Raw genomic sequence first — 6,487 nt, forward strand, 5'->3', positions numbered from 1 at the left:
GGAGCATAATAACACTTGCAATATTGACGTTTGTGATATATAATATATATTGGATGTTTGCGAAGAAGACGGAGATGTAAAATGAAGAACATATCCATCGTGATACCGAGCCTGGACCCCGACGAAAAGCTTGTCGAGGTCGTTCGCGGACTGCGCGGAGCGGGCTTTGAGGATATATTGATAGTAAACGACGGCTCCGCCGCCGAGACCCTTCGTTTTTACGACGAGGCGGCGGCGGAAGGCGGTGTGACGCTGTTGACTCACGAGGAAAACCGCGGCAAGGGCAGCGCCCTTAAGACCGCGATAAAGTGGCTTACGGAAAACCGGCCGGATATAGACGGCGCCGTTACCGCCGACAGCGACGGCCAGCACACGGTCGAAGACATAACCGCCGTCGCGCATGAGCTCGCCGCGCATCCGGACAGTATCGTTATGGGCTGCCGCGACTTTAACTCTAAGGACGTTCCCGCCCGCAGCCGCTTCGGCAACAAGGCGACGCGCACGGTGCTGCGTATGTCCACCGGCCTGCGCATAACCGATACTCAGACGGGGCTGCGCGGACTTCCCGCCTGCCGTTTCGCGGAGCTGCTCGGGATAGACGGCGAGCGCTACGAATTCGAGATGAACGCGCTCGTATACGCGGGCAAAAACGGCATACCGATCCGCGAGGTGCCGATAAAGACAGTGTATATAAACGGCAATGTCGGGTCGAAGTTCCGCGTCGTCGCGGACTCGGTGCGCATCTACCGCGTCTTCGCGTTCACGCTGAACTCGGTGCTTTCGACGCTGCTTGAGCTTACTATATTCACGCTTCTCAACTGGCTGCTCGATATGACCGGCGTACCGACCTCGGTAAAGCTGCTCATTTCGACGGTCATCTCGCGTGTCTGCTCGTCGATAGTCAACTATACGATAAACAAAAAGGCCGTCTTCCGCAGCGGCGGAAAAGCAAGCATGCGCCGTTACTATACGATGTGGCTCTGCCAGATGGGCTCTTCCTACGGGCTCGTCTACCTCTTCGTGAGGCTGACGGGCGCGACCGGAATGCTGAAAACCGTCGTGAAGATGGCGGTCGATACGACGCTCTTCTTCGTGGGCTACTTCGTCCAGAAAAACTGGGTTTTCAAAGACGACGACAACTAAGCGATAAATAAACCGATATAAAAACGGAGGAAATACAAATGAAAAAACACCTGACAAGAATCCTTTGCTTCGCGCTCGCGCTGCTGACGCTCGCGTTCTGCTGCAGCTGCGGCGAGAAAGAAGAAAGCGTTATGCCCGATCCGCAGGACGTCGCGCCGGTCTTCGAGCCGGTCGCGGCTCATATGACCGACCTTGCGTACGTCGGCGGCGGACTGGTCTCCTTCAAGGACGCTGCGACCGACAAGCTCGGCCTTATCAATTCAAAAGGCGAAACGGTCGTCGAGGCGGAGTATTCGAAGGTCAAATACTGCGCGATGCAGCTCTTCTTCGTGCTGACGAAGCCGGACGGCAGCGAATGCACCTATAATCCGGAAGACAAGTCCTACACAGACGGCAACCTCTGCGCCCACGGCGGCCCCGCGACCTTCGTCTGGGACGCCGCGAATCAGCAGGCGGTCTACTATGAAGTCGACGCCTACCCCGTTCCGGAGGAGGATCTTCCCGCGGAGGGCAAGGCTGAGATAATCTTCGACCTTAACACCCGCAAGGTCGGCCTCGTCGGTCACGACGGCAAGCTTATCGTCGAGCCGATATACGATGAAGGTCTGCCCTTCGCCAACGGCGTCGCCGCCGTGAAGAAGGACGGCAAGTGGGGCTACGTCGATATGCACGGCACGGTGGTAGTAGGCTTCTACTACGACGACGCCTACGTCGGAGCCGCCTGCACCGACCTCGGTCAGGATATGCCTTACGACGCGGACGCTAACGGAATGATCGTCCTCAATCACGACGGGCTTTACGGAATCTACAACAGCGCCGGCGATATCGTCTGCGCCTTCCAGTACAGGGATCTGATCCCGTTCGGCGACGGTAACTACGCCGCGCTCACGATGAACGGCGAATGGAAGCTCGGCAATATCGGCGGCGTTTCCACGCCGAACTGATAAGCGAAAGGGAACGGCTGAATGCTGATCAAAAACGGAACGGTGCTGCGCGGGGATTTCACACTCGCGCGCGAAGACGTATCGGTCGAGGGTGAAAGCATCTCCGCGGGCGCGGGCTCCGGCGAATGCTTCGACGCCTCCGGCCTGTTCGTCCTGCCCGGTCTGGTGGATATCCACACCCACGGCGTCGGGGAGCACGAATGCTACGACGGCGGCGGAGCCGCGCTGAAGGTCGCGCGCTCGCTCGCCGCGGGCGGCACGACAGCGTTTCTCCCGACCTGCCGAGGAATGGATATCGAAAAGCTCGTTTCCGTAACCGGCGAGATCGCGGAGATTATCGAAGCCGGTGTCCCCGCAGACTGCGCCTCGCCCGAGGGGATAAACCTCGAGGGCCCGTTCCTTTCGGAAGCGAAGCGCGGCGCGCACCCGGCCGAATACCTCTCGAAGCCGGATACCGCGCTCTACGCCCGCCTTCGCGAAGCGGCGAAGGGGCGCGTCAGGCTCGTCACCGTCGCGCCCGAATGCGGCGGCGCGGAAGCGCTCATTGAAGAAATAACAAAGACCGCCGTCGCTTCACTCGGGCACTCCGCGGCGGATTACGAAACGGCGAAACGCGCCTTCGCGCGCGGAGCGTCGCACGTCACGCATCTGTTCAACGCGATGCTCCCGATGGGGCACCGCGAACCCGGGCTCGCCGGCGCGGCGCTGGACAGCGAAGGCGTAACCTGCGAGCTTATCTGCGACGGCGAACACGTCCATCCGGCCGCCGTCCGCCTCGCCTTCAAAACGCTCGGCGCGGAACGCGTCGCGCTTATCAGCGACTCAGTCGCCGGAGCCGGACTGCCGCAGGGGGAATACGTCTTCCGCGGCGTCAAACACAGGCGCGACGGAGGTAAGGCGGTACGCCTCGCCGACGGGAGCCTCGCCGGCGGCGGCGGCTTCCTGCTGGATAACGTCCGCAGCGCCGTGGAATTCGGCGTGCCGCTTGCGGACGCCGTCCGCGCGGCCTCGCTCACTCCCGCCCGCGTCATCGGCGCGGAGGGGCGCATCGGCAGCATCGCCGCCGGCAAGCGCGCGGACCTCATCCTCGTCGACGCGGAGCTGAAACTCAAAGCAGTCGTCCTGCGCGGCAGACTTCTCTCATAAAGGAGACGAAAATATGGGATTTCTCGACAACATGATGTCAAACAGATATAACCGCAAGGAGATCAAGCGGGCGCAGGCCTTCACCGACAGGGCGCTCGCGCTTGCGGACCGCTTCAGCGCCATGAGCGAAGCGGAGCTGAAGGGCATGACCGCGCAGTTCAAGCAGCGCATCGCCAACGGCGAGGAGCTCGACAGTATCCTGCCGGAAGCGTTCGCCACCGTCGCGGAGGCGTCCTGGCGCGTGCTGAATATGCGCCACTACCCCGTGCAGATGATCGGCGGCGTCGTGCTCCACAAGGGCAAGATCGCGGAGATGAAGACCGGCGAAGGCAAAACGCTCGTCGCCACGCTCCCCGCGTATCTGAACGCGCTGACCGGCAACGGCGTGCATATAGTCACCGTCAACGACTACCTCGCCAAGCGCGACAGCGAATGGATGGGCAAGGTCTACCGCTACCTCGGGCTTTCCGTCGGCCTCGTCATTCACGACGTCGACCCGGCCGAACGCCGCCCGATGTACGAGGCGGATATAACCTACGGCACGAATAACGAAATGGGCTTCGACTACCTGCGCGACAATATGGTCACCTACAAGGAGCGCATGGTACAGCGCGGCCACAGCTACGCGATAGTCGACGAGGTCGACTCCATTCTCGTCGACGAGGCGAGAACGCCGCTCATCATTTCCGGCCCCGGCGACAAATCGACGGAGCTCTATCAGCTCGCCGACCGAGTCGCGCAGACGCTTCACGCCGAGCGCTTCGTCGAGCTCAGCGACAAGGAGAACCACGACGATATCGACGCCGACTACATCATAGACGAAAAAGCGCGTACCGCGACGCTGACTCCCCGCGGAGTCGAGAAGGTCGAACGCGCCTTCAACATAGACAACCTCAACGACCCGGAGAATATGACGCTTTCGCATCATATCAATCAGGCGATCCGCGCGCGCGGCATCATGAAGCGCGACGTTGACTACGTCGTCAAGGACGGCGAGGTCATAATCGTCGACGAATTCACCGGCCGCCTTATGTACGGCCGCCGCTACAACGAAGGCCTCCATCAGGCGATCGAGGCGAAGGAGGGCGTGACCGTCGCCAAGGAGAGCAAAACGCTCGCGACCATCACCTTCCAGAACTACTTCCGCCTTTACGATAAGCTCGCCGGCATGACCGGTACCGCGATGACCGAAGCCGCCGAGTTCCGCGAGATCTACGACCTCGACGTCGTCGAGATCCCCACGAATAAGCCGATGATCCGCGACGACAAGCCGGACGTCGTCTACAAGACCGAGGCGGCGAAGTATAACGCCGTTATCGAGCAGATATCCGAGTGCCACGAAAAGGGCCAGCCCGTCCTCGTCGGCACGGTCACGATAGAGAAATCCGAGCTGCTTTCCAAGATGCTCAAAAGGCAGGGGATACAGCATCAGGTGCTGAACGCGAAGCATCACGAGAAGGAAGCGGAGATCGTCGCGCAGGCGGGCAAGCTCGGCGCCGTCACCATCGCCACGAACATGGCGGGCCGCGGAACCGACATAATGCTCGGCGGCAACGCCGAATACCTCGCCAAGGCGCGTATGCGCAAGGAGCAGGTGCCGGAGGAGCTCATCGTCGAAGCCACCGGCTACGCCGAAACGGAAGACCCCGACATCCTCGGCGCGCGCGCGAAGTTCCGCGAATACTACGACGAATACCGCGCCGAGACCGCGAAGGAGGCGGAGCAGGTCGTCAAGGCGGGCGGTCTCTTCATAGTCGGCACGGAGCGGCACGAAAGCCGCCGTATAGATAACCAGCTTCGCGGTCGAAGCGGCAGACAGGGCGACCCCGGCGCGAGCCGTTTCTTCCTCTCCGCGGAGGACGAACTCGTCCGTCTTTTCGGCGGCGACCGCATAAAGGCGACGCTCGAAATGCTCCGCGTGGACGAAAATATGCCCATCGAATCCAAGATGCTCTCGAACGTCATCGAGAGCTCGCAGAAGCGCGTCGAGAGCCGCAACTTCTCGATCCGCAAGAGCGTCCTGCAGTACGACGACGTCATGAACCGCCAGCGCGAGATAATCTACGATCAGCGCGGCAAGGTGCTCGCCGGCGAGGATATCCACCCCTTCATCGAGAAGATGAAGGAGGATACCATCAACGCCGTCTGCGATATGTACCTCGGCGGGAACATACCGGACGAGTGGAACCTCATGGGTCTGCGCGACCACTACCTCGGCGTTCTGACGGACGAGAACACCTTCAACTACACCCGCGAGGAGCTTCAGGAGCTCGACCGCAAGGACGTAATAAACGAGCTTATGCGCCGCGCGGACGAAAAGATGGAGTCGCAGCGTGAAATCTTCGGCGAGATGTTCCCCGAGCTCGAGCGCATCGCGCTGCTGCGCTCGGTAGACTCGCGCTGGATGGACCACATCGACGCGATGGAAGACCTCAAGCGCGGCATCTACCTGCGCTCCTACGGCCAGCAGGATCCCGTCAACGCGTATAAGCAGGAGGGCTTCGATATGTTCGACGAGATGATCGAGGCCATCAAGGAGGATACGATCAAGCGCGTCCTCGCCGCAAAGATCGTCCGCCAGGAGAAGATGGTGCGCGAGCAGATCGCCAACCCGATCCATTCCTCCCACGGCGGCGACGGCTCCGTCAAAAAGCAGCCGGTCGTCAAGAAAAAGAAGATCGGCCCGAACGATCCCTGCCCCTGCGGCAGCGGCAAGAAGTACAAAAACTGCTGCGGATAAGCCGAAGCAGCCGAATAACCCCGACAGGAGTGAGCGCCATGTTCGATTGCCGCATAACCGTGATGCGCAGGACCTTCTACAAGGACCTTGCGGGGAAGTATGAAAACCCCATAGAGCACGCCTGCGATATGGAGATAGGAAAAGTTTTCGTCAGCAAGGGAGGCAGGCGCCCGGAGGGCTTCTGCGAGAGCGCGTGGTATTCGCTGCGCCCCTTCGTCGAGGAGCTCGCCGCGGGCGGCGGCAACTTCTACGACGGCTGGATGAAGGATCCGAAGTCCGCGATGATCTCCTGCAACGACGGCTTCCGCCCCGTCAGCTTCTATGTCGAGGCGATAGAGGGATAAAAGCGAAAGAATACGAAAAAACGCTCCCATAAAGGGCGCGCAAATTAGGGATAAGTCGGGTTTTGAACGGCTGTTTCCCGCCCATGCTTCACAAAAAACAGCGGCCATACATCAAGTATGACCGCTGTTTTGTTGTTTTGCCTGAACGATAAACATCTCGTTCAAAACTG

5 protein-coding genes are annotated in these 6,487 nt (G+C 60.4%); all 5 read left to right on the top strand.

Annotation, left to right across the window (positions count from 1 at the left end):
* The first annotated feature begins 81 nt into the window (after positions 1-81).
* The 5 genes from J5441_02010 to J5441_02030 are packed head-to-tail and all read left to right on the top strand — an operon-like array spanning position 82 to position 6,317.
* The gene (locus tag J5441_02010) at positions 82-1,143 is read left to right on the top strand and encodes a bifunctional glycosyltransferase family 2/GtrA family protein (protein ID MBO4933929.1); all 1,062 of its coding nucleotides are present in this window, start codon (positions 82-84) and stop codon (positions 1,141-1,143) included.
* Between the two features lie 38 nt (positions 1,144-1,181).
* Positions 1,182-2,087 (top strand): WG repeat-containing protein, encoded by a 906-nt coding sequence (locus J5441_02015; GenBank protein ID MBO4933930.1) that lies wholly within the window; start codon positions 1,182-1,184, stop codon positions 2,085-2,087.
* 21 nt (positions 2,088-2,108) lie between these two features.
* On the top strand, positions 2,109-3,233 hold the full coding sequence (nagA, locus tag J5441_02020; protein ID MBO4933931.1) for an N-acetylglucosamine-6-phosphate deacetylase: 1,125 nt from the start codon (positions 2,109-2,111) through the stop codon (positions 3,231-3,233).
* A gap of 13 nt (positions 3,234-3,246) precedes the next feature.
* A complete protein-coding gene (secA, locus tag J5441_02025) occupies positions 3,247-5,973 on the top strand; it encodes a preprotein translocase subunit SecA (protein ID MBO4933932.1) in 2,727 nt (908 codons plus the stop codon).
* A 38-nt stretch (positions 5,974-6,011) separates the two neighbouring features.
* Positions 6,012-6,317 (top strand): TIGR04076 family protein, encoded by a 306-nt coding sequence (locus J5441_02030; GenBank protein ID MBO4933933.1) that lies wholly within the window; start codon positions 6,012-6,014, stop codon positions 6,315-6,317.
* Positions 6,318-6,487 lie beyond the last annotated feature (170 nt).

It is taken from the genome of Clostridia bacterium, assembly GCA_017620395.1.
GTDB lineage: Bacteria > Bacillota > Clostridia > Oscillospirales > RGIG8002 > RGIG8002.

Bases quoted from the DNA above. Each gene is read 5' to 3' on its own strand.
- J5441_02015 (MBO4933930.1), top strand. From the start codon at position 1,182: ATGAAAAAACACCTGACAAGAATCCTTTGCTTCGCGCTCGCGCTGCTG.
- secA (MBO4933932.1), top strand. From the start codon at position 3,247: ATGGGATTTCTCGACAACATGATGTCAAACAGATATAACCGCAAGGAG.
- nagA (MBO4933931.1), top strand. From the start codon at position 2,109: ATGCTGATCAAAAACGGAACGGTGCTGCGCGGGGATTTCACACTCGCG.
- J5441_02010 (MBO4933929.1), top strand. From the start codon at position 82: ATGAAGAACATATCCATCGTGATACCGAGCCTGGACCCCGACGAAAAG.
- J5441_02030 (MBO4933933.1), top strand. From the start codon at position 6,012: ATGTTCGATTGCCGCATAACCGTGATGCGCAGGACCTTCTACAAGGAC.